The sequence below is a fragment of the Fibrobacter sp. UWB4 genome (genome assembly GCF_002210345.1).
Classification (GTDB): domain Bacteria; phylum Fibrobacterota; class Fibrobacteria; order Fibrobacterales; family Fibrobacteraceae; genus Fibrobacter.
In genome coordinates this window covers 223,059-245,176 of record NZ_MWQI01000001.1, presented here as the reverse complement: position 1 = coordinate 245,176, position 22,118 = coordinate 223,059, and the positions used below count along the sequence as shown (strand labels likewise).

Sequence of the window (22,118 nt, the reverse complement as noted above, 5' to 3'; positions counted from 1 at the left end):
TGTGCTAAATTTAGCTATATCTTTATCTATAGCTAAAGAAAACGACAGACAAAATGCCTGCCGTTTTTTCTAAGAACAAAAGCAATTATTCATTCATTTTTGCGGGATTTCAATATTGCCATTAACGACATTAGCCTGAACTACAGGAACACCCATTTTTTCATCAACAATACTTTTTACTTCTTCAAGATTTCCATTCCATCCAACAATTATTCGACTGATATAATCTTTAGGATTTTCCATCTTGAAAAAGCTCCTTTCGCTACCGCAACCCACCGATTTCTTTTTACATTCAGCGAGAGGCTTAACAACTCGCCACTCAGTTTCATAGCTCCATTTACCCTGTTTTGAGAAAAACAACGCATTCAATTTATCTGGTTTTAATGAAACAGCAGGACGTTCCACCCCATAATAGTCAACTTCCTGAATTTGATTCAACATTTTAGTTCCATCGCCGCAAAAAAGCACCTCAAGATTCTTATACTCTACGACAAAACCTTTTGCATTATCGGCATAATGAGCCCACATTGGAAAATTATCAACATCTTCTGACACGCAAAAAATTCCAACTCTATCTTGGATTAGCTCATTCGTCAACTGCAAAAAACTTGGCAAAATATTCATCATTTTATTTAAGGGATTAATTTCCAACCCATTTCCAGCAACCATTTGTATCAGTCCACCTATTTGAGAAAATGGAAAAGGTCGCGAAAGATTCAATGATTTAAATGACTCAAAAACATTCTTAAATTCGGGAAAAACTTTTTCCATCAACTCTACATGTTCATAAAAGCATCTTTGTTCCTCTTCACTACATCCATCTCGCCGCATTTCAGCCAAAGAACGATCAATTTCTTCTTTATCCGCAACAGCAAAAGTTTCTGAAAAATCATTCAACTCGGGAATACGCGAAAACAGTAAATTACCATCAAGGCAACTTTTCAAAACAGTATGATTTTCATCATCATGAAGAAATTTGTAAAACATTGAATTCATAAAGAACACCTTTATTTTAGGGTTTGTTAGTAGTAGACGCGTATGCATCGCACAGGAATGCGGTAATCTCTAGGAGCACTCCAAGATCCTGATGCTGTGCTCTTGAAAGACCAATAAGATGCATAGATTGGTTTACCTCCGTTTAAACCAGTCGATCGAGTCCAATAGTAGGAGTACATACGATCATGATGAGTAGCAAGATAATCTATCATCAATCCTCCTTTAGCAGCAGAAAAACTATCTAATAAGGCTCCGTCTCCATATGCAATCTTAGTGAATTTTTTCCACTCAGAAGTGTCTGGTAAAGACCAATTTTGGGGACAAGCTTGTAACGCTTCGTTCCAAGTATAATATCGTCCATATTCGCTACAATTGTCATGGACATCACATACACCCATTTCTGAGTAATTCAAATTCTCAGCCATCCATTCGAAAAGGGTAGTTCCAGTACCAGACCCATAAAGTATTGTTTTATAAATCTTTCCATCTCTGCTGTCTGTCATCGTATGTTCCGACCACAAACGTGATGAAGAACTTTTTTGAGAGGAAGAGTATTTTGAATAGGAGGAAGAAGAAAGGGAAACATTGCTACTTGACGAAGGCAAAATGTATGTAGCCTTTCCCTTAAGACAACGAATAGAATAAGCATATGTATGCTCATCACTTTTCATTTGCCAAACGGTTGCGGCAACACTGCTATCTATCTCAAAAAAAGAAAAAATACTATTTTCATCATAATTCCAAAAACGCGATTGCTTTCCTTCGCATGTATATCCTTTTATATCAGATAACGCATAACCTGCAGGAAGAGCAGAAAAACCATACGAATCCAATGCTTTAACATTTTTATCCCAGCCACTTTTTGACTTAAGTTTTTTTCCGCTTTCACCACCAACATAACTATTCAAAGTAAACCATTCTGTAGTTGTCGGCAAATGCCACCCACTAGGGCATGCAATAAAAGCAGCCCCCCGATCATACAATCGACCATATTTATCGCAATATTCATTTTTCCCTAAATAGCAGTAACTCCCCTCTATTTTATAATTCAAATTCTCAGCCATCCATGTTTGTTTGCCAATATTGACAATTCTGTAAGTTTGTCCATCTCGAGAATCGGTCATCGAACTATAAGGAACAGACGAGCTACTAGATTTTTTCTTCACAGATGACGAAGACTGTATTTTTTTACTGGAGCTGGAACTTTTCACTATAGAAGTCGATGACTTCGAATAAATCTGACTAGAACTAGATGATGGAGAAGAAATCAGAAAAGAGCTAGAAGACCCATAAAAGAACTGAACAGAGCTACTTGATTGAGGATTTACGAAACCAAATGAAGACGATGTTGTGAATGCACCATTACCATAATCATAGCTAGACGATAATTCGCTACCATTTTCAGGAGCAACAGCCTGATTACCGCTGTCACCACCGCCACAGGCCGCAAGGAGAAATACAAAGGTCAATGTCACTTTCGTGATGATTGCATTGAACATTCCGTTAGTAGCCATAACAGCCTCCATTTGTTTATACACCTATGGAGTTTCTCCCTTGCAAGCAATTATTTGGCCGATTTTTGAGAATACAAAAAAGGACGCAGATCGTTGCATTTATCTGAACGGGGCTCTAGACTGCCACTAACCGACAAACACAAACGACCCACGCCCCCAAAGGGCTGTTGCCCTCTGACCATACGGCCAAAGACCGACTGCATAGTCGGTACAGCAAACTGAAACATACCGCAAAACGGTATGCCTGCGTGAGCGTTCGCCTTGTTCTCGGTTAGAGAAATTGTCTAGATTTCGTCCAAAGAACAAGAGCAAAAACTCTTTATACACTCTAAAGATAGCTTAAAAACGATTACATCATTCAATAAATTTACAATTGACCACCCATTCTCCTCAAAAAATGCTTTTTTTGACAAAAATCCTTGATAATGCTATTCCAAATTAGAATAAAACAACACTAAAATTCATTTCCAAAATTTTACACACATTGAATCAGACCCACCCCAATCCCCCAAATTTCGCAAAAAACGAAGTTTTTTAATGAAATCGAAAGCAAAGACATTAAAAACAATCCTTTCTTGCCATTTTTACCAAAAGTTCCAGCTATTGCTCCGATTCCGCACATTATTTAATTTCATCGAAAAAACAATACCGGGGGGTCGCTCTGCTACGGCAACGACATTTGGTGAAGCCGGTACACCTACGCCGGGGGGGTGAAAGAGTATCTCGCGATACCGATTGAACATGGCAGGCGCCATGCTCGCCCGGCATTTTTTACAACAATATCTATTGCGTCGTAGGAGAAAATGAACAAGAACGAAGAAACTGGTGAAATCGTACTTTATCAGCCGGAGGGCGAAACCAAGCTAGAAGTACGCGTTGAAAAGGAAACCGTTTGGCTCACACAGGCGCAAATAGCAGATCTATTTGGGACAAAACGTCCTGCAATTACCAAGCACTTAAAAAACATCTATGCATCGCAAGAACTTGACGAAGATAGCACATGTTCCGTTTTGGAACATATGGGTAACGATTCAAAACAGGTGTACGAAACCAAATACTACAACCTTGATGCAATTCTGTCTATCGGCTATCGCGTCAATAGTAAAAACGCCACCTTGTTTCGCCGTTGGGCAAATCAAGTTCTTAAAGACTACATGCTCAAGGGCTATGCCATCAACCAACGAAAAATGGCAACAGACCTACAAATTGCAGATCGATTACACGAGCAACAGCGGCTCATCGAAAAGCAGAGTTCAGAAATCGCAGATGTTCGTAAGACCATCGTAGAACAAAACTCCCGACTTTCGACAGTAGAGCAACATATAGACTTCTTCATTAAATCGGCACAAACACCAACTAGCGGGATTCTAGCAACAGGAACTCGTTTCGATGGATTTGTCTTGATTGCAGACCTCGTAAAAAAAGCCAAGCGTTCAGTTATATTCATAGACCCGTTTGCTACAATCGAAGTACTAAAATTGGCAGCAATGCGATCAAAAGGCATTACAGCAATCATCTACGCAGCACGAATCACCCCAGAATTTAAGGAAGCCCAAAAGCTGCACAACAAACAATATCCTGGACTAGAATTAAAAACGATGCGTACAATTCACGACCGTTTTTTGCTTATAGATGACACTGTATATCACTTCGGAGCATCATTTAAGGATATGGGCAATGAAATGACTGCATTCAGCATTCTTAATTTCGTAACACCTGAAGAAGTCGTCAAAAAAGTGGAAGATTGCACCAAAGGAATATGAGGGAACAAAAACTTCCCCTACTCCGCCCAGTGATTTCCGTTGTAATTCTTGGCGGTATCGGCATCCATGCCAATCTGGCGGACCAAATCTTCGATGCTTGCGAATTTCTTTTCAGGGCGCAAGAAGGCGAGCAAGTCCAGCGCTAAGTGCTGGCCGTAAATGTCTTCGTTAAAGTCAAGCAGATACGCTTCGACCGCAAGGTTATGCGTTCCGGGCGTTGTCGGTTGCGTTCCGATGTTCACGACGGAGCGGTAAATGCGACCATCCGAAAGTCTAGCGCTTGCAACATACACGCCGCCTTTCGGCAAGAACTTGAACTGTTCCATCTGCACATTTGCCGTCGGGAATCCGATCGTATGTCCAAGGCGTTTGCCGACCACAACCGTTCCGGACAAGCGATACGGACGGCCGAGATAAGTCTGCGCACGGTCCACATCGCCGTTCAAAAGAGCATTGCGCACGGCAGAAGAGCTCACGCGTTCGCCCTTGTGCAAAACCATTGAAAGCATCTGCGTCGAGAGTTCCGGGAACGCAGCGGTAATCGTCTCGTAATTGCCCTTGCCGCCAGCACCAAAGCAATGGTCATGGCCAAAGAACATCGAAACGACTTCGCGCTTTTCAATCAGTTCCGTGCGGACAAATTTATCAAACGGGAGTTTAGCCAATTCGCTCGTGAACGGCAAAACCAAAAATTCAATGCCAAGGCTCTCGACAAATTCGCGTTTTTCTTCGGTCGTCGTGAGGAGCAACGGATCGCCCGGCCCACGCAAAACATAATTGGAATGGGGTTCAAAGCTGATGACCGTCGGCTGCAAATGGTTCACTTCGGCAACCGCTTTCAGCGTGCGAAAAAGCGCCTGATGCCCCAAATGGCATCCATCAAAATTACCCATTGTCACAGCGCGTTTCATTTAATCATCACCTTATCTGTCATTCCCGACTTGATCGGGAATCACCTTTTTAATCATCACCTAAAAAGAACTTGGGGCAAATGCGGCCCGGGTCATAAACGCCAAGCCCAATCACAGCGCCATCTTTATCAGCGGTAAAGACAAACTTTTCCGCCCCTGGCGTCGTGCTTAAATTTTCAACAGGAGTGCGCCACGGCACCCAATTTCCTAAACGAATCGCTTTCACCTGGTCGTCATTCAAGCGGACAACCGGGAAATCAAGCACCTGGTCCACAGGGAGCAAATGTTCCGGCGTGAGAGCGTCCCCGCGAACGGCATGGTCTACCGTCACATCACCAATGCGATGGCGGCGGATCATCGAGACGCAGCCGCACGTACCAAGCGCACGAGCCAAATCACGACCGAGCGAGCGGATGTACGTTCCCTTGCTGCAATTGCATTCCAAATCAAACGTGGCAAAGCACTTGCCGGTACAGCCTTCCGTAACCTTGCCCTCGTCCACGACTTTGAGCGATTCGATATGAATGCGGCGAGGCTTGAGTTCAATTTCACGACCACGATTCGCCAAGTCGCTTGCGCGATGGCCGTCAATTTTCACAGCACTGTAATTCGGCGGAACCTGGTCAATGTCGCCAATGAACTGCGGCAAAACCGCTTCGAGGTCCGCGCGCGTCACCGAAGGCACTCCGCACTGGATCCTATCGCCTTCGGCTCCAGGATGACAACTACTCTCGTCTCTCGTCTTTGGACTTTCGCTTTGCTCAAGTCCCAAATGCTGGGCTCGGTCATATCCATGCAAGCATGGCTGCGACTCTCGCCCCACGCATTTGTCGTCTACCTTAACCACTTCCCCGTCCCACTCTAAAGTGTCGGTTTCGTAGCCAAGGTGGAGCCTGAACGTATAGCACTTGTCCTTCGCCTCAATGTAGGGCAAAAGGCGCGTTGCACGACCAGTGGCAGCAATAATGAGCCCGCTTGCACGCAAATCAAGCGTACCCGCATGGCCCACGCGTTTAGTACAAAAGACCCTTTTCAGAGGGAAAAGGGCCTTAAAAGATGTTTCACCTGCAATTTTGTCCAAGAGGACGAAGCCGGAAGAGGACAATTAAAGTTCCCCTTTCTGCTTCAGTTCTGCAAGGATTTCTTCAATGTGCATGGCATGTTCGAGATTTTCGTCAAGAACGAACTTGAGCTCCGGAACCTTGAAAATCTTCAAGGCCTTGCCCAAGACGCCACGGATAAAGCCGGCGGAATTGTTGAGTCCGACAAGCGTATCACGCTTTTCTTTATCGGAACCCATCACCGAGACGAGGGCCTTTGCATAGCTCAGGTCTTCAGTAATGTCCACACGGGTAATGCTCGCGAGAGTGCTCACGCGCGGATCCTTCAAGCCCTTCTGGATGAGCTTGGAGATTTCTTCGCGGAACTGCTCGCCTAATCTATCGGTTCTACGAGTCATTAAGCGTTTTCCTTCGCTGCGGCAGCTTCTTCAGCAGCCTTCTTTGCCTTTTCTTCAGCTTCTTCGCGGGCAACGTCTTCCAACGTACGGGCGACCTTGACTTCCTTGAAGAAGATGAGGCTATCGCCTTCCTTGATATCGTCGTAACCCTTGAGGCCGATACCGCATTCAAAGCCACGAGCAACAGACTTGACGTCGTCCTTCATGCGCTTCAAGGACTGGACCACGGTCGTACCGAGTTCGATACCGTTGCGGTAAACGCGGACATGGCTCGTGCGGTCGACTTCGCCGTCGGTAACCATACAGCCAGCGATGAGACCGACCTTCGGGACCTTGAACACCTGGCGGATTTCGGCTTCGCCAACGAGTTCTTCGCGCATGATCGGCTTGAGGAGGCCTTCCACAGCGTTCTTAATATCTTCAATGCAGTCGTAAATCACGCGGTAGTTGCGGATTTCGATGCCTTCCTTCTGAGCCATTTCGCGGACAGCGAGAGACGGCATAAGGTGGAAGGAAATAATGATAGCCTGTGCGGTCGTTGCAAACAGGATATCGGATTCCGTAATCGTACCCACACCCTTGCGGATGATGTTGACGCGGACTTCCTTGTTGGTAAGCTTTTCGAGGGAAGCGGCCAAAGCTTCTGCAGAACCACCCACGTCGGCCTTGACGATGAGGTTGAGTTCGGAGAGCGTACCTTCCTTCTTTGCGTTGAAGGAGTTTTCGAGAGAGACCGTCTTACGGGCGCGGAGATCGCGTTCACGAGCGGCCATACGGCGCTTGGAAGCAATTTCACGTGCGGTCTTTTCGTCTTCCACCACGACAAGTTCGTCACCGGCCTGCGGAGTACCATCAAAGCCGAGCACCTGACACGGAGCAGAAGGAGGAGCTTCCTTCATCTGTTCACCGCGTTCGTTAAACATGGCACGGACACGGCCAGCGTAGATACCGCAAACAAACGGGTCACCCACATGGAGCGTACCGTTCTGCACGAGGATCGTAGCCATGGAACCCTTACCCACGTCGAGCTTGGATTCAACGACAGCGCCACGGGCATGCGTATCCGGATTGGCCTTAAGTTCAAGAATTTCAGCTTCGAGAGCGAGCGTTTCGAGGAGGACATCCATGCCCTGACCCGTACGTGCAGAAACTTCGATACAGCTGGTCTGACCACCCCACTGTTCGACTTCCACACCGCGTTCTGCGAGCTGGGCGCGAATCTTGTCCGGGTTTGCGGTCGGAAGGTCCATCTTTGTAATGGCGACGACCATCGGGACGTTTTCGCGCTTTGCAAGTTCAATACATTCAACCGTCTGCGGCATGACCATGGAGTCTGCAGCCACGACGAGAACGATAACGTCGGTCACCTGGGAACCGCGAGCACGCATAGCACTGAAGGCTTCGTGACCCGGAGTATCGAGGAAGGTAACCTTGCCCTGCTTGGTGGTGACTTCGTATGCACCGATGTGCTGCGTAATGCCACCCGATTCGCCGGACACCACGTGGGTCTTACGAATCCAGTCGAGGAGAGAAGTCTTACCGTGGTCAACGTGGCCCATGACGGTAACCACCGGATGACGCGGCTGGAGATTTTCCTGAGATTCTTCCTCGATACCGAGAGCTTCTTCTTCGTATTCTTCCATCAGCTGAGCTTCGTAACCGAATTCATCAGCCAAAATCTGGATCGTTTCGAAATCAAGGCGAGCGTTGATGGTCACCATCATGCCCATTTCCATGCACTTTGCAATGACGCGTGCCGGCATCTGGTCCATGAGGCCTGCGAGTTCGCCCACGGTAATGAAGTCAGAAGTCTTGAGGATCTTCTTTTCTTCACCCGAGTTGTTTTCGGAATGTTCCTTGTGATAAACTTTCTTGACCGGGTTCTTGGAGAGGGATGCCATCACGCGGGAGACGTTCTGACGAACGGCTTCCTGCTGCTGTTCCCTTTGCATTTCCTGACGGTCCTTAGTATTGCTACGGCGGTTCTTGTCGTTGCCGTGGCGGCCGTTCTGGCCCTTGCCATTGCCCTTTCCGTTCTGGTTGTTCTGGCCGAGAGCCTGGTTATTGTTGTTGGAAGCGTTGAAAGCTTCCTGCATGGAACCGCTGGAGAATCCGCCGTTACGACCGGTATAGCCGCGGCTACTGCTGCTAGCGTTACCGCCGTTCGGGCGACGATTATTGTTGTTATTGTTGCGGTTGTCGTTACCGCCGTTGCCGTTGTTCGAGAGACGGCCAAACGTACCCGTGTAACCCTGACCATTGCCGCCATTGCGATTTCCACCATTCGGGCGATGGTTGTTGCGAGCGGCCTGAGCCTGCTGGCGAGACTTTTCGATACGGGCAAGGATTGCAGCATCGGGCTTGAAGACCTGAGCCTTCATCGGCGGCTGCTTGAGTTCCGTAGAAGCAGACATCATTGTCGGCTGCGGAGCAGCGGGCTTTGCGACGGCCGGAGCGGCTGGCTTTACAGCCGGAGCAGGAGCAGCGGGCTTCGGGGCAGCCGGTGCAGGCGCCGGGGCGGCAGGCTTTGCCTGCGGTGCCGGGGCCGGGGCAGGAGCAGCGGGCTTTACAGCCGGTGCGGCTGGAGCAGCAGGTGCTGCGGCCGGTGCGGGAGCAGGTGCTGCAGGCTTCGGTGCCGGAGCGGCAGGAGCCACTTGAGCCGGAGCAGGTGCGGCAGGCTTCGGAGCAACTTGTGCCGGGGCCGGGGCGGCCGGTTTTACGGTAGCCGGAGCAGCGGGTTTTGCAACCGGAGATTTCAATTCCGGTTTAGCAGCAGGCTTCGGAGCCTCCTTGCGAGGACCCGGGCCTTTCTTGAGGCTCACCTTCAAGCCAAGTCTGTTCGTCGCAACCGACGTTTCCTTCTTCTTTGCAGGAGCGGAAGCGGAAGAATCAGATTCAGAAGCTGTAGGCCTCTTGAGATTCTTGTTGCGGGCATCCTGCTTCTGTTTTTCGGCAGCGGCAGCATCCTCGATTTTAGCAAAGTCTGCCATATCCAATTTGGACATATGGGTACGAACTGCAACGCCTGCATCGCGGAGCAGCTTCATCACCACATCAACCTTCAATCCATGAGCATCTGCCCAATCCTTAGGTTTCATTTGAGATTCATTCGTCATGAATAGCCTATTCAATTCCTTTTCTTATTCTTCCGTTAAACTATTTGCCCTGCGCAAAAGTTTTTAAGCGTTCACGTCCTTCTTGACAGCTGCGGCCTTTGCCTTTCTGTCTTCGTCCATACGCTTCGCTCTCATTCTTCTTTCATCCTCATAGTTCGGAGCGAGGATGTTGTTCTTGGCTTCTTCGTCCATCTGAGACCATTCCTGTTCTCCATGAACGTCAAGCTTGCGATCCACCAAGCGACCGGCGAGTTCCACGTTCTGGCCACCCTTACCGATAGCCTGAGCGAGGTTTTCGTCATCCACGATGATCACGATACGGTCCGTATCCGGAACCGGGAACATCTTAAGGACAGAAGCCGGAGCCAAGGAACGCTGAACGAACACGTCGAAGTTTTCGTCCCAGTGAACGATATCGATACGTTCGTTGCCAAGTTCGCGAACAATCGTCTGAACGCGAGCACCCTTCATGCCGACGCAAGCGCCAACCGGGTCGATCTTTTCATCGCGAGAATAGACGGCAATCTTTGCACGGCGATTCTTGGAATCACGGGCAACAGCCTTGATTTCGACAGTGCCTTCGTAGATTTCCGGAACTTCCTGACGGAGAAGCGCCTTGAGGAAGTCGGCGTTGGATCTAGACAAAATAACTTGAGCACCGCTCTTCGTAGATTCTTCCACGCGGGCAATCACAGCTTTCACAGAAGCGCCCTGAGTCAAGCGTTCGTGCGGAATCTGTTCGCGAGCCGGGAGTTCAGCTTCAATCTTGTTGCCAAGGTCAACAATCACGTTACGTTGTTCCAAACGAAGTACCGTACCGTTGATGATCGTACCAATGCGGCTGCGGTAGATGTCCATGATGCGCTGGCATTCGGCACTGCGGATGTGCTGGGTCAAGAGCTGCTTTGCAGTCTGGATGGCCTGACGACCAAAGGAGGAGGTCGGGAGTTCCATATAAAGGCTGTCGCCTGCCTGAGCATCTTCATTGAAGTCGCGGGCTTCTTCGACGAGCATGTAGCCTTCGTCCATTTCAGCCACTTCATCGGCAGTCATGTTCGGGTCGTAGTCCGGATAGTCATCGACAACTTCGACATTCAAGAACACATGGACTTCGTTTGTTTCCATGTCGATATCGACGTTGATCTTCTTTTCGATGTGCAGATACTTGCGGGCCGCAGAAATAAGAGCCTTCTTGAGGGCGTCCAAAATCACGGAATCATCGACACTCTTGTCTTCAACGACTTCCTTGAGTACGTCGAGCAAGTTTACTTTCGGTTCGTTCTTCATATAGTTGACCTTCCTATTTAATTTCTACTTCGACCTTGGCCGAAAGCACTTCGGACCGCGGTATGACGATTTCGCCGGCATTGCCCTTGAGCTTGAGCGTCAGATTTTCTTCGTCGGCATTCAAAAGTTCACCAGTCACTGGCTTGCCCGTCGAGCGGGTCACACGGAGCAGGCGCCCCTTGTTGCGTTCAAAATCCGCCATAGACTTGAGGGGGCGGTCTATTCCCGGAGAAGAAACTTCAAGCGTATAAGCGCCCTCGATCAACTCGGGATCCAGGTCCAGCGCATCCGAAAGGAAATGACTCACGTTCGTGCAGTCATCGATAGTTACACCTTCGGGCTTGTCGATAAAGATTCGCAATGTCTTGCGTTTGCCAGCACGGAACACATCAGCTTCCACAAGCGTAACAGATGCGGACTTGCATGCATCGGCAATGAGAGAATTCAGTTTTTCTTGGGCGACCAAATAAACCTCTTACAATAAACGGCGTTCGTATTCGGACCCGAATCCGGCTCGTTCAAGCCAAATTTGAACCCACGAACGTCAGTACACACCAAATAGAGAAATTTTTTTTGCACTAGGCAACTGATAGAGTATAAAAATGGGGCAATATGCTATATTTGTGGCATGGCTTACGTACTTCTTATCCTTATCAGTTTCGGAGGGCTTGCGCTCTGCGGTTTTTACCTCAAGAAAAACATTATCCGTATTAAGGACAAAAATAAGGACGAACCGAAAAAGTACAAGCGCATCTGGAACTACGTTCCGACCGGCCTCTGGTACGGCTACCTCATCCTGTTCTTCGCTGGACTTACGATCAACAATACGATTTTCTAGTCTTTAGTCAATAGTCTTTGGTCATTTGCATCGTAACCGCGGCGTAGCCGCCTAACTTCGAACTAATAACTAGGAACTAAAAACTAATAGCTAGTAATACACTTTCTGCGATTCGAGCCAGCGTTCGTAGAGGAACAGCGCAATAAAGTTCTTTCCGTCGATAAACTGGTGAGCGGCCTCTTCGTAAGGCAAGACCTCCGTACGGATCCATTCGTTCTCATCAGTGTAGGTCTGGTTCCTGCCGTCCATCGCATTAAGTTCTTCGCGCGTCACGCTGCGTTCAATCGCATAAAGGCGGATGCGTTCATCCAAAAGCCCGCAGCTTCCAGCAAAGCCGTCGTATTTACCCTTGTACCAGAAATCCATCAAGTCAATAAGCTCTGAATCCTTCGCCTTGATTTGAGCTTCCTCTTCAAGTTCCGAGAGCGCCACCTTGCGGAAATCGCCCGACCAGTCAAGAATCCCCGCCGGAATTTCAAGCGAATCCGTTTCCGAGATTGCAAATCGCGGCTGGCGCACCAGGAGCAAATAACGCTTGCCTTCGCAATGGAGCACCACAAGCACCCCCACCGCATGGCCTCGTACAAGCACGATCCCATGCACAGGCTTTCCGTCCGGCAAGAACGCCGTCGCATTCAGCTTGATGAACAGCGGTTCATGGCGCTTGCTAAAGTAATCGACCGAAGCAAAATGCACCTTCGTGATGTTGAATTTTTTCTCGGAAGCTTCTAGCCACTGCTTATAAATCTTGCTTTCGAGAATTACCGGCTTGTCTTCTTCGGCAATTTCAGCAGCAAAGGAATATTCAATCATTTTGACTCCGTCGAATCGGCCTTAAGCGTATCGTTAGCAACCGTTGCCGACTTCCAGGTTTTATACAAACTATCTATAAATTCTTTTTCTTCGGATTCAGTTACCAGGCTATCCGTAGCAAGGTTATAGACCAACCAATCTTTCTTTGTCGAAGGGCCACAGGAGAGTTCACTTTCATCCGGCTCAAAAAGTTCGCGCCAAAACACCATGTTTTGACCAAGGATAAATCCCGTATGCGAAAATTCGCTGATCTGTCCACACGAAGGAATATTCTCTATGTAATACAAGCTCGTATGCCAAACCGTATCAAGGCGTTCATTCACCTTGCCAAGAGCGGTAGAATCATATTCCCACTTTGCTTCCAGGCAATACGTTGAATCTTCAAAGGCACAAGCACGACGCACCGGCACAAGCACCGTATCATCAGCAATCCACTGTCCAGGATAAATAGTATCGGCGACAACGGAATCACACATATCTACGCGCATGGCGCAGTTTGCGCGAAGTGTACGCCAGAAAAACTTTTGCGGTGTAATCGAATCCAGTACGCGCAAAATCGAAGGGGATCCTTTCGTCCTTAACGGAAACTGCCCCGGTTCACCAAATGCGGAATCCACAAAAATGCTAAAGGTATCCCGCACAAATTTTCCCCGGCGAAGCATAATGGAATCTAAAAGTGAATCCACATCATTTTTCACGACAATTTCTGTAATCTTAGAAGGAATGTCCTTATCCATCAGCATCTTAAACGTCGAATCAGGACGATACATCGGAGCAGGGCAATCATCCGAGTTCACCTTTATCTGTACTGTTGGAGAAATGACAAGAACAGAATCTACAAAGGAATATTTCAAATCGATCGACGTCAACGAGCAATTCGAAAAAGACCATATTTGAGATAACGTAACATAAAGCGTATCCGAGATCAAGTGAATGGCCTTGCCAGAATCAAGCGTCGCTTCCAGGAAATAGCCTTTACCTTCTACAGCCTTTCCGTTCGGCATCACGTCAAGCGGACCATCGCCATCCTGTGCGCACGAAGACAAAAAGCTAGTAAACAAAGGCGCCAAAAAGAAAAGCAAGCAAAAGGGGAATTTAAGCACTGCGGATTTACGCTTCATACAGACTCACTCAAAAAGGCAGATTCTTTTTGAATATAGCAATTTGGGTTGAATCCACCGGATGCGTTGATTTGTAAAAATCCTTCCAACGCACGAACAAGCCATTTTGACGAACAGTCAAAAAGAACGTGGAGCTATCCTGTGGCGAAAGGCGGCCCACCGCATCCTTGACACCAAGCACCTTGCCAACCGTCGGCGCCATCTTCCATGAACCAATGCCAAACATGCGCGAAGTAATCCCGTTACCATGATTAAGCTCAACAAAATTCCCAAGAGAATCACGCCCCGCTTCCAGCACAACACCAGGAAGCACAGGATAGATCGGAGCTTCGCCAAGTCCAGTAAAGACATCCGCAGAAAGCAGCTGTTCCATACCTTCAAAGTCAAAGTTGTCTACAATCGCAAGCGCCGACCATCCCAGAGGTACATGCGGACACGGTCCCGGGAAAAGGCATCCAGTTTTGCTTGAAACCCAGACCTTCGAAGAATCCTCGCGGGTCATATGCAAATAGACGTTGCGGGTAGAATCCTCAAGGACGACAAGAAGTGCATCGCCAAAATCCTTTTTAGAAGCGACCCAATGGATTTTGGAACCATCACTGGCTAAGTTCTTGACATAGCGCAAGAACGAATTGGGAAGCGCCAAAGAATCCGTAACAATCCAGGAACATTGCGCATATTCTTTCTTGAGTTCAAAGGGAGTTCCGTCATACAACGTGCATCCCGCAATCCATTCCTCAACCGTAGGCGCCACAGGTTCTTCATTCCCTGGAAGCGGAAGCAGCTCCACTAGTTTGTGAAACCACCCATTCGTATAGGCAACCACAATCAACGTAAAGACAAGGACAATCCTTATCAGCGGGAATTTACCATGTTCCCGCGGTTTTCTTTTTTTCCCTTGATACTCAGAAAATTCTACAGCCATCGATTACAAAACTAAATAGGAAACAACAGCGACAACAACCAGCAAAAGGACAAGTACCGCAATGCAGGAACCCTTTGAAGACGACGATTCATCAACAAGCGGATTCTTATCCATGACTTTCGGGTCTACCGCCGGAGCCTGGTGAACCGGAGATTCAACTTGCGATGCACTCGTCGGCGAAGAAGCCTCCTCTACATGCTTTGCAGGTTCATCAACAACTGCTGTCGGATTCTTTTGATCAACCGGAGTGTACGCAGCCATTTCATCAACACTCCCGAAGATGCGAATGAACCGTTCAAGCCCCACTTTTCTCAAGCTCTTGGCAAGCGATTCCTTATCGGCAAGAACCGCAAAGGCGCCCTTGCGCTTTGAAAGCTCCTGATGGAACTGCATAAAAGCGTTGTAGGCATCGCTATAGACAAAATCAAGGCCCGATAAGTCTACTCCTATAAACTTCGCTTTTGAATTTGCAGCAACCGCAGCGCGGAAATCCGCCTTAAAGGTTTCCGCGTCAAAAGCCCCAATCGGATTGAGTGGTGCCGGAAGCAAAAGAAACAAACCCACACTCTTTACATTTCCCATCTTGTAGCCCTCTATTCCAGAATTTCGTCATCCGTTTCTACAATCGCAGCTGGGTGAGCAGGCGTAACCGCAGGAGCCGGAGTTTCAGGCGTTTCCGAAGCTGAAGGAGCTGTAGGTGCGTCCGAAGACACAGATTCAGCAGCCGTCGCCTGCGCCGCAGGAACAATCGTTTCAGCCGGAGGTTCCACCGGAGCTGTCGGAGCAACAGATTTCTGGATACTCTCTTCCACAAATTCTTCTGTAGGCAGCTCTTCTGGTTCTTCAGTGACAAGTTTCCTTGATGCAGCAGCCTTGTCCAAGTGCCCCTGTTCTCTAGGCTTGTGTCCAAAGAGGTACGGGCTAAAGCTTACGCTCACGCGATGCACCGGAGAAAAAACCGGATGAGATTCAAATGCATAGTCCACAACAAGGAAGTTCGCAATTGTAAGACCAGCACCCGCCGTTACACTCTTGAACGTCGTGAAGCTGCTAAGGCCAACGCGCAACTTAAGTCCAAAGTCAAAAGAAAATTCAACACCACCACGGCCACCGGATAGCCAGTCGATAGGATTTTCCCAAATGCGCTTGCCTTTAGTATCGGTATCCAGATCCAGGTCTCTCGCCTCGCGATGGAACAAGCCTGCACTCTGCCAATAGAAATTGAACTTGCCATACAAGTATTCCACAGGTAGGCCATAGCTCAAAGCCAGATAAAATTCAGGCGCAGAATATTCAAACTCGCCAGAATCCCAGGTTGCAGCCGACGAAGTCCAACCTTTCAATAGACCAGATACATAAAAATCGTCCTTGATCCGATAGCGGGCGCTAGCATCGCCGCGGAAGCCCCAGCCACTCTGGTCCATATCGCGGTACAGCACGTGAAACGCAACACCCAAGTCCAGTCGGTCCATGATGCGACGCCCCCAGGCCGCCGAAACCACCCAGTCAGCTATAGAAAGAGTATTGTAATTCGAACCCTCGGGTAACGGTTCGCCATCCTTGATATACGGGATGTCATCCGCACCAAATCTTGAAAACGCAACACCCAATCCCTGGTTACCAGGAAGAGGAATCACCATAGACGCATAATCGTACTTGGTATCCTCGTAATAAGCCGTATGCGAGAACGAGGCCCACATATACTTAGCCTGGGAAAGCTGATACGCATTAGTCGTAAGTCCAAGATAGTCGCCCTCGACAGCAAGGGTCGCCGAACCCAGCGCCGCAGAACGTGCACCCGGTTCAACATCAAGAGTCGCATTCGCCCCAACAACGCGGTCAGCGGCAAAAACCGCCGGCACAAGCGCACAGGCAAGAAAACAAATCCGAAGAGATATATTTTTTTTCAAAAAAGACATTTGGTGTCAACTAAGATAGATTATTTTTCTTTTTGACAACAGCGAAGAACAATGCTTTTAGACGAATACATCAAAAATTTCCTGTTATACCTGCAAACACAGCGCAGGTACTCCGAAAGAACGGTCGAAACCTACCGGAAATCACTCGAAAAATATATCACATCACTGGCAGAAAACAAGTCCCCCGATCCAAATGCGCAACAAGGCGCATCACCGCTCGAAGCATTTTCCGAAATGAACATCAAGGCTTTTGTCTGGGACCTGAAAATCAAGCAGAAACTAGCACCCACAAGCATCTGCGAGCACCTGGCCGCATTAAAAAGCTTTGGCAAGTACCTCGTACGTTCCATGGTATTGCAAAAAAATCCTGCAGAAGCAATCCCCATGCCCAAGCGTCCCAAGCGTCTCGTTTCCTTTCTCGGACAGAAAGATCTCGCCGAAGAAAAATTCCCGGAACTCCCCGAGAATCCGTCATTAAAGCAAGTCCGCGCCCGCCTCCTGCTCGAACTCATTTACGGTTCAGGGCTGCGAATTTCAGAATGCCAAAGCCTCTGCTGGAATCAGTTACAGATAAAAGAAAAGCTTGTCCGCGTGATCGGTAAAGGAAACAAGGAACGCATCGTCCCCATTACAGATTCGCTCATTTCCTGGCTCGAAAAATTCAGGGCGGCAGAGATCAATGCAGGACACGCCCCAGGCGCCACAAGCTTTGTATTCCTGAGCGAAGACGGCAAACCGTTTGGGATCCGCACATTACGCAACGATATCCACGACCTGCTCCGCGAAATCGGCTGGGAAGGCAAGGCAAGCCCGCACGTACTGCGCCACAGTTTCGCAACGCACCTGCTAGAAAACGGCGCCGAAATCATGAGTGTCAAGGAAATGCTCGGACATTCAAACATTTCCACCACGCAGATCTACACGCATGTAAACGCAGAACGCCTCAAGCAAGCCTTCAAGAAGACTCACCCCAGGGCATAACAGGTCGCACCTACGGTGCTTCGAGGTATGGGGTCGGCACTCCGTGCCTTTGAGGTATGAGCAATAGCCCAAGCGCAGCGAACCAAGTCAGGCGGCGCAGCCGCGATTATAAAACTTCCTACCGACTACTGCCTACTGTCTACTAACTAAAAGAAGCTTCCCTTAACGCCGACGGCAATCGTCCACTGCTGGCCAATATCTTTCCAGTCCGGAGCGTTCCACTTTTTCATAGGACTTTCATCGTATTCATTCTTGGCATTAGCGCCACCTGCCTTGTCGTGAATCGGCAACGAAAGCGCAAGGAACACCGGGAAATCCGGATTCGAGAACTCAATGCCATACACAAGTGAGAACGACCAAGCCTGGTGATCCGGGTCCGGCTTCGGGTCATAGACGCCCTCCGTTTCAGAAGGAATCCAGGCCACGCCAAGCGGAACAGAGAAGTTCAAACCGAACGACTGCACAATGCCGGTACGGCCGCGATAACCGTAAGCCACCGAGCCGCCAACGGACGGAGGCGTAAATGCGCCGAGGTCATTCTCTCCATACGGTTTAAAGCGGTATTTGAAGCGATCTCCGTGTTTTTTGATATTCTTCCAGTAGCTGTCGTTAAACTCGTTTTTCCCCGAGAACAAGTGCATTGCAAACGGGTGCGTGTAGCTCAGGCTATAAAGCCAAATACCCTTGTCCGTATCGCGGCTGTAATCCCATCCAAGAGTAAGCGAATAAAGCCCGCTACCTTTCTGGAAGCTGCTCGGCAAGATTTCTTTTGAATTATCCGTACCGCGCTTGATATCGTACTGCCCAGTCGGAATCGTGAGCGATGCCGAAAGTGAAGCCGCACCGCCACTGCCGATCGTCTTCGAAAAGTCAAACGAGATATCGCCAAGGCCACCCGTACTGCGGTCTGTCGGAGCCTGGTTACTACGGTACTGTACTTCGCCCTGATGGCTCACAAGCGGAATAGAAACACCAAGCTTCGTATCCCAGGTCGGCTTAATCGAAAAATGCGGATTTACAGAAAGTGCCGAGAAGTTCTGCCCAACATTGTACTTCGTAAAGACCTCGGCTTCAAGATAGCCGCCAGAAACGCCTTGGCCAATCCACTTAATGCCATCGCCAGAGCCACCTCCAGATCCACCCGCACCGCAACCGCCAATGGACTGCCACGGAGTCGCAGGCGTCACAGGAGAATTAAAGCCTGCATAAAAAGCAACCGCAACAAGCGCGACTAAAGAAGAGCCTTCAACCAATAAATTCTTTTTCATGTCGGACCTCACGGAAGCTTAATCAAATAGGCATTGTTTGTGCCAGTCGCCAGGAACTTGCCATCAGGAGAGCGGCCACCCGTCATTGGCACAGGCGCAATCTCGATATTATTTCCGACCCATTCCACGGCAAGGTCAGCAGGCGCCCCCGCATTCAAGCGGATCTCGCGCATCACCGTACGTCCGACAGAACCATCCTGGCTCGATGCTTCATTCAGCTTGTGCTTATTCAGCATCTGCATTTCCGAACTCTGCGGGAACTCTGCCCACAAAACAAAGAGCCGACCATTAAACTGGAACCAATGCGGCTGTGCCGGCTCAGACATCATGTCCTTCGTCAATTCAATCTTTACAGCTTTAGAATTCTCGGAAAGTTCCTGCACATAGGCTTCCCAGGTGTTTTCGCTCTTTTTCATGTTATAGACGACAAACTTTCCATCCGGCGAAATCAGTGGGCTATCAATATTCCAGTTCTCGCGATCAGACGGCTTTTTCAGCCTAACGGCCTTGCCTCCGTTCGCATAATCAACGAACACGATTTTCCTTTGCGGATATTGTTCCCCCTCAATGTAGGTGAGGTGCACATTTTTTGTACCAAAGAAACCTTCAATCGTTGAATCATCGCCATCTTCAGGAGCTTCCGCCATAGGATCAACCCACACATGCGGTGTCGCTTCTCCAATAATCTTCTTTTCATAGAACCAGAATTTTTCCTTATCCGACGTGCGAACGGCAAAAATCCCGTAGTCCAGATCTTCGCAGGCCTTGCTGCCATTGACATCATAACCACGCAAGGCGACGATATAATCAGCATGCGTACTCCATTCAGGGTCCTGGAACTCGCATTCGCCTTTGGATACATCGCGCATCAAGTACCACTTCACATCGTTAGCCGTATCCGAAACCGTTAAGCGGTCATGCACACTTACTTTTTCTACGCTATAGTGAGAATCATGCTTTCCCACGTTGATTTTACCGAAGTTGAGCCACAGCATCGACGCCGGGAATTTTACGGGATCATTGCTCACAGAGGGATTGCAAGTTTGCTCTCCATCTTTGGCATCGCCATCCACCGGGTAAACCTTTCCAATTTCCGATTCCACACTGGAACCAGAACTATTCAATGATTCAGCCTCGAACGGATCGGGGGAATAACACGCAATAAGCGAGGTGGTCAAAAGACCAAGGAGTAAATGCTTCTTATTCATCAATATGCAATATAAAAAGATTTAGACTTAGAGAATCGTCCTTCTCGACCAAAGGGAGGGAATCAAGCGATATTGAGCGATTGTTCCTAATTCCGAATTATCCCTTACGCGCTTTTTTGAACTTTTCGCGTATCAGCTGCAAATCGTGCTGGTAGGGATTCCGTACAAAATCATCAAAAGCCCATGCCGTCGGGTGGAAAACGCCCTTGGCGTATGTTAAAAGCATGTCGAGCCACACGCCCTTGCCCGCATAAAGCTTGAACGGTCCACGCTTATAACTTGGCAGCACCACCTTGTCCATGTCCATGTAGCCAATGTCAATGTTTACATGGCGAAGTTCAGGAGCTTCAGCCGAAGCGGTCGTAAGTTCTAGCGCATTGCTGCGTTCCTTTTCTTCTGCAATCGTCTCTGGCGGGATTTCCTTTTCAAAAGAAACGACCCCACGATAAAGGTCATCGCCCATTTCAGGCTTGTAGTAATCCGTCTTGTCAAACGCAAAAAGACGACCCTTATGGCGGATCGGTCCCCAAGTTTTTTCAAGAAGTTCAATTACTTTCGGGTCCCATTCAGACCCTTTCTGCAACACAAACGCAATCAATTGCGCATTTTCGGAAAATTGAGAAGCTTTCATCTTTTTAGTGCGGGAAAATCATCAAGGAAGATCGAATTATTTCCATCTGCTGGTTCGTAAACGAGGCGCCCTCATTACAGTCAACCGTCACAGGGAACATAATATTATCTAAATCCGGACAAGCATAAATCGGATCGTTTCTCGAAATGGCGCAATTTTCACGGCAACCACTGGAAACAAAATCAGAACGCCCAGACTGCTTATAAAGAGTACTCGTCAAGAAATACCCACAGAACGGAGTATCCGTCAGCCCATCTTCGATGTTTGACATATCGCCCTTCAAATCACGCCGCGTTGCCGACGTATGCCTTAGCCCAAAGAAATGTCCCGTCTCGTGAACGGCAGTCATCACAATGTTATAGGACGAAAGAAGTTCCAGTTCATTCAACGACTTTCTGACATGCGCACCAATCACAACAGAATTTTCCTTTCCTGCGCCAAGAACGCCCGAGAACAAGCGGGCAAAACCCATAATTTCATTTTCCCCAATGCTATGCACCAAAATAACATTCAGCGAATTGCGAAGATTGTCTTCGGGCCACCCCGCCAGTTCACTCAGGAACGTGTCTTCGGAACTTTCACCAGCGACCCAGGGCCTATCCGCCGGATATTTACTCCCCAACGTTGGATGTTCATGCGCATAACGCACATAAAGAGTATCAATGGTTACACCGTAATACTTTTCGCGAAAAAGATCTAGCATGTAGCGGGAAAGTTCATCGACATTTTTCCCGTCACACGTTTTTTCCATGGCACCAACAACAATCAAATTAATAGAAAAATGATCGCTATACGTGCCAGTACCATTAAAGCTTATATTATTGATTTTACCTTCATAATAATTTCCATCAACGCCCAGTGTCGTAAACCATATCGACATTTTATTTTCTTCGCAAACAAAAGAATAGACATAGCGATTCCCGACAATCTCCGGCAATAACGTACGCACCTTGTTATAGCCGACACGCCCATCAGAATCGTTTATATCAAAAGTACGGAACAACTGCAATTCCGGAGCCGGTTGCGTAGAATCAATATCAAACGATAGAGTATAAGACGCTTTAGGATGAACGACAAGCATTACTCCAAAAGCGAGATTTGCCGCAGCAGAATCATTTTTCGCCAAGTCGTTTGGATAAAGCTTATGTACAATCGTAAGGTTTTTCGGAGGTAACGTCACGTCACCATCGGCACCAACAGTGTCTGAACATGATGTAAAAAAGCTTGTCCACAAAATGCAAAAAAGCGCCAAAACCCACATTTTTTTACAAACATTTTTCATAAAAAGCGGACCCAAATTCTCCTCAAATGCGTGTATAAGAAACAGACACCCACTTAAAATACAAAAGAAATCATAAAATGAAAAAA

Annotated in this window: 20 protein-coding genes; 3 read left to right on the top strand and 17 right to left on the bottom strand. The window is 48.1% G+C overall.

The window, feature by feature from the left end; all coding sequences use genetic code 11:
* Window positions 1-93: 93 nt before the first annotated feature.
* Complete coding sequence (locus B7990_RS01070) at window positions 94-996, bottom strand: DUF2971 domain-containing protein (RefSeq protein WP_176407165.1); 903 nt, start codon at window positions 994-996, stop codon at window positions 94-96.
* A gap of 26 nt (window positions 997-1,022) precedes the next feature.
* Window positions 1,023-2,510, bottom strand: a complete 1,488-nt coding sequence (locus tag B7990_RS01065; RefSeq protein ID WP_176407163.1) for an FISUMP domain-containing protein — start codon at window positions 2,508-2,510, stop codon at window positions 1,023-1,025.
* A gap of 803 nt (window positions 2,511-3,313) precedes the next feature.
* On the opposite strand from B7990_RS01065, the gene rhuM reads away from it, so the two are divergent.
* Complete coding sequence (rhuM, locus tag B7990_RS01060) at window positions 3,314-4,273, top strand: RhuM family protein (protein ID WP_088639219.1); 960 nt, start codon at window positions 3,314-3,316, stop codon at window positions 4,271-4,273.
* A gap of 17 nt (window positions 4,274-4,290) precedes the next feature.
* On the opposite strand, the gene ribF is transcribed toward rhuM, so the two are convergent.
* From ribF to rimP, 6 genes are all read right to left on the bottom strand, one after another.
* Window positions 4,291-5,184, bottom strand: a complete 894-nt coding sequence (ribF, locus tag B7990_RS01055; RefSeq protein ID WP_088639218.1) for a riboflavin biosynthesis protein RibF — start codon at window positions 5,182-5,184, stop codon at window positions 4,291-4,293.
* Between the two features lie 49 nt (window positions 5,185-5,233).
* Window positions 5,234-6,289 carry a pseudouridine synthase gene (locus tag B7990_RS01050; RefSeq protein WP_088639217.1) on the bottom strand — a complete coding sequence of 352 codons (1,056 nt, stop codon included), beginning with the start codon at window positions 6,287-6,289 and terminating at the stop codon, window positions 5,234-5,236.
* Window positions 6,290-6,643 (bottom strand): 30S ribosome-binding factor RbfA, encoded by a 354-nt coding sequence (rbfA, locus tag B7990_RS01045; protein ID WP_014546935.1) that lies wholly within the window; start codon window positions 6,641-6,643, stop codon window positions 6,290-6,292.
* Window positions 6,643-9,741, bottom strand: coding sequence for a translation initiation factor IF-2 (gene infB, locus B7990_RS01040; RefSeq protein WP_254917261.1), 3,099 nt, complete (start codon window positions 9,739-9,741; stop codon window positions 6,643-6,645). Before infB ends, rbfA begins: the two co-directional genes overlap by 1 nt.
* An 81-nt stretch (window positions 9,742-9,822) precedes the next feature.
* Complete coding sequence (nusA, locus tag B7990_RS01035) at window positions 9,823-11,046, bottom strand: transcription termination factor NusA (RefSeq protein WP_088639215.1); 1,224 nt, start codon at window positions 11,044-11,046, stop codon at window positions 9,823-9,825.
* A gap of 13 nt (window positions 11,047-11,059) precedes the next feature.
* A complete protein-coding gene (gene rimP, locus B7990_RS01030; protein ID WP_014546932.1) occupies window positions 11,060-11,512 on the bottom strand; it encodes a ribosome maturation factor RimP in 453 nt (150 codons plus the stop codon).
* Between the two features lie 162 nt (window positions 11,513-11,674).
* Between rimP and B7990_RS01025 the strand changes: the two genes are divergently transcribed.
* Window positions 11,675-11,884 (top strand): hypothetical protein, encoded by a 210-nt coding sequence (locus tag B7990_RS01025; RefSeq protein WP_088639214.1) that lies wholly within the window; start codon window positions 11,675-11,677, stop codon window positions 11,882-11,884.
* Between the two features lie 90 nt (window positions 11,885-11,974).
* Here B7990_RS01025 and B7990_RS01020 read toward each other — a convergent pair whose 3' ends face one another.
* The 5 genes from B7990_RS01020 to B7990_RS01000 are packed head-to-tail and all read right to left on the bottom strand — an operon-like array spanning window position 11,975 to window position 16,662.
* Window positions 11,975-12,697: an NUDIX domain-containing protein gene (locus tag B7990_RS01020; RefSeq protein ID WP_088639213.1), complete on the bottom strand. Its 723-nt coding sequence runs from the start codon at window positions 12,695-12,697 to the stop codon at window positions 11,975-11,977.
* The gene (locus tag B7990_RS01015; protein ID WP_088639212.1) at window positions 12,694-13,818 is read right to left on the bottom strand and encodes a hypothetical protein; all 1,125 of its coding nucleotides are present in this window, start codon (window positions 13,816-13,818) and stop codon (window positions 12,694-12,696) included. The genes B7990_RS01020 and B7990_RS01015 overlap by 4 nt, the downstream gene beginning before the upstream one ends.
* 10 nt (window positions 13,819-13,828) lie before the next feature.
* Window positions 13,829-14,743, bottom strand: coding sequence for a peptidase M23 (locus B7990_RS01010; RefSeq protein ID WP_088639211.1), 915 nt, complete (start codon window positions 14,741-14,743; stop codon window positions 13,829-13,831).
* A gap of 3 nt (window positions 14,744-14,746) precedes the next feature.
* Window positions 14,747-15,307: an STAS domain-containing protein gene (locus tag B7990_RS01005; RefSeq protein WP_254917260.1), complete on the bottom strand. Its 561-nt coding sequence runs from the start codon at window positions 15,305-15,307 to the stop codon at window positions 14,747-14,749.
* Window positions 15,308-15,336: 29 nt separating this feature from the next.
* Window positions 15,337-16,662, bottom strand: coding sequence for a hypothetical protein (locus tag B7990_RS01000; RefSeq protein WP_088639209.1), 1,326 nt, complete (start codon window positions 16,660-16,662; stop codon window positions 15,337-15,339).
* 51 nt (window positions 16,663-16,713) lie between these two features.
* On the opposite strand from B7990_RS01000, the gene B7990_RS00995 reads away from it, so the two are divergent.
* Window positions 16,714-17,643, top strand: a complete 930-nt coding sequence (locus tag B7990_RS00995; RefSeq protein ID WP_088639208.1) for a tyrosine-type recombinase/integrase — start codon at window positions 16,714-16,716, stop codon at window positions 17,641-17,643.
* Window positions 17,644-17,789: 146 nt separating this feature from the next.
* Here the strand turns inward: B7990_RS00995 and B7990_RS00990 are convergent, their stop codons facing one another.
* The 4 genes from B7990_RS00990 to B7990_RS00975 form a co-directional block, all read right to left on the bottom strand.
* The gene (locus B7990_RS00990) at window positions 17,790-18,911 is read right to left on the bottom strand and encodes a hypothetical protein (protein ID WP_088639207.1); all 1,122 of its coding nucleotides are present in this window, start codon (window positions 18,909-18,911) and stop codon (window positions 17,790-17,792) included.
* An 8-nt stretch (window positions 18,912-18,919) separates the two neighbouring features.
* Window positions 18,920-20,119 (bottom strand): hypothetical protein, encoded by a 1,200-nt coding sequence (locus tag B7990_RS00985; protein WP_254917259.1) that lies wholly within the window; start codon window positions 20,117-20,119, stop codon window positions 18,920-18,922.
* Between the two features lie 97 nt (window positions 20,120-20,216).
* Window positions 20,217-20,750, bottom strand: coding sequence for a DUF4416 family protein (locus B7990_RS00980; protein ID WP_088639205.1), 534 nt, complete (start codon window positions 20,748-20,750; stop codon window positions 20,217-20,219).
* Window positions 20,751-20,754: 4 nt separating this feature from the next.
* Complete coding sequence (locus tag B7990_RS00975) at window positions 20,755-22,032, bottom strand: hypothetical protein (protein WP_088639920.1); 1,278 nt, start codon at window positions 22,030-22,032, stop codon at window positions 20,755-20,757.
* Between the last annotated feature and the right edge of the window lie 86 nt (window positions 22,033-22,118).